The sequence below is a fragment of the Nocardia sp. NPDC004722 genome (genome assembly GCF_053601505.1).
In genome coordinates this window covers 1-1,406 of record NZ_JBSGBY010001065.1, presented here as the reverse complement: position 1 = coordinate 1,406, position 1,406 = coordinate 1, and the positions used below count along the sequence as shown (strand labels likewise).

Sequence of the window (1,406 nt, the reverse complement as noted above, 5' to 3'; positions counted from 1 at the left end):
GGCGAAGATGACGTCCTGCATCTTCCCGCCTCGCAGCGCCTTCGCGCCCTGCTCACCCATCACCCAGGTGAGCGCGTCGACGACATTCGACTTCCCCGACCCGTTGGGCCCCACCACGCAGGTGATCCCCGGCTCGAATCGCAACGTCGTCGCGGACGCGAAGGACTTGAACCCCTTCAGCGTCAGACTCTTCAGATGCACAGCGGCTCACCCTACCCGCTCCCCTGCGATTGCCCCGAGTGTGCCGGAACATCGAGTCCCAGATCAGGGGCACCCGCGTGACCAATGGTGAGGGTGTGACGGCGTCGGGGGCTTGAGTCTCCCCCAAGGGGAAGCTGCAAGGTGGAGCCATGGACGACGACACGCTCCTCACCATCGGGGCCCTGGCTCACCGAACCGGACTGACGGTCAAGACCATTCGGTTCTACGACGACAAGGGGATCGTTCCGGCGACCATGCACAGCGCCGCGGGCTACCGGCTCTACGACGTCGAGGCCGTGGCGCGGCTCGAACTGGTGCGCACCCTGCGCGACCTGGGCGTCGACCTGGCCACCGTGCGCCGCGTCCTGGCCCGCGAAACCTCCCTGACCGAGGTCGCGACCGCCCACGCCGAAGCCATGGATATCCAGATCCGTGTCCTACGCCTGCGCCGAGCCGTCCTGCGAGCGGTAGCCAAACGAGAATCAGACGACAAGGAGATCGGCTTCATGACCAAGCTGGTGCAACTCACCGAAACCGAACGCGACCGCATCATCCACGACTTCGTCGACAACACCTTCGGCGCGGTCGACGGCAACCCCGCCGTGGTCGAGCTCCTCCGCTCGAGCATGCCCGAACTCCCCGACGACCCCACCCCGGATCAGGTCAGCGCCTGGATGGACCTGGTGGAACTGGTGCAGGACACCGACTTCCGCGCGGCGGTGCGCCGCATGGCCGAATACCAGGCCGAGGAACGAGCCGCGGGCGACGACACCGGCCTCCACCACGACCTGACCGAGGCCGTCCACACCGAGATCACCCGGGCCCTGGCCGAGGGCTTGTCCCCCGAAGACCCGGCCGCCACGACCATCCTCGACAAGCTCACCGCCCGCTACGCCGAAACCTTCGGAAAACCCGACGACCGACCCCTCCGCGAATGGATCCTGAAACGCCTCACCATCGCCAACGACCCTCGCGTAACCCACTATTGGCACCTGGTGACAACCATCAACGCCTGGCCCGCCCTCCCCGACCTCTCCCCCACCTTCGACTGGTTCGCCACCGCCCTCCGCGCCGACCTCACCCGGCCGTAGCGACGATCGGGTCGGGCAGGTGACGCCGCCAGAGTTCCAGGAGAGGGAGAGCAACAAGGGTTGGGCCTAGCCAGGCTATGAGTTCCGAAGGGCCGTAGAGGGGGCCGTGGAGGG

The 1,406-nt window shown here is 67.1% G+C and carries 2 protein-coding genes; one reads left to right on the top strand and one right to left on the bottom strand.

Annotated elements, in window-relative coordinates; translation table 11 throughout:
- Positions 1-201, bottom strand: a 201-nt coding sequence (locus tag ACWELQ_RS45690) for an AAA family ATPase (protein ID WP_452403190.1), incomplete at its 3' end; no start/stop codon positions are given.
- Positions 202-350: 149 nt separating this feature from the next.
- Between ACWELQ_RS45690 and ACWELQ_RS45685 the strand changes: the two genes are divergently transcribed.
- Positions 351-1,292, top strand: a complete 942-nt coding sequence (locus ACWELQ_RS45685) for a MerR family transcriptional regulator (RefSeq protein ID WP_452403189.1) — start codon at positions 351-353, stop codon at positions 1,290-1,292.
- The last annotated feature ends 114 nt before the right edge of the window (positions 1,293-1,406 follow it).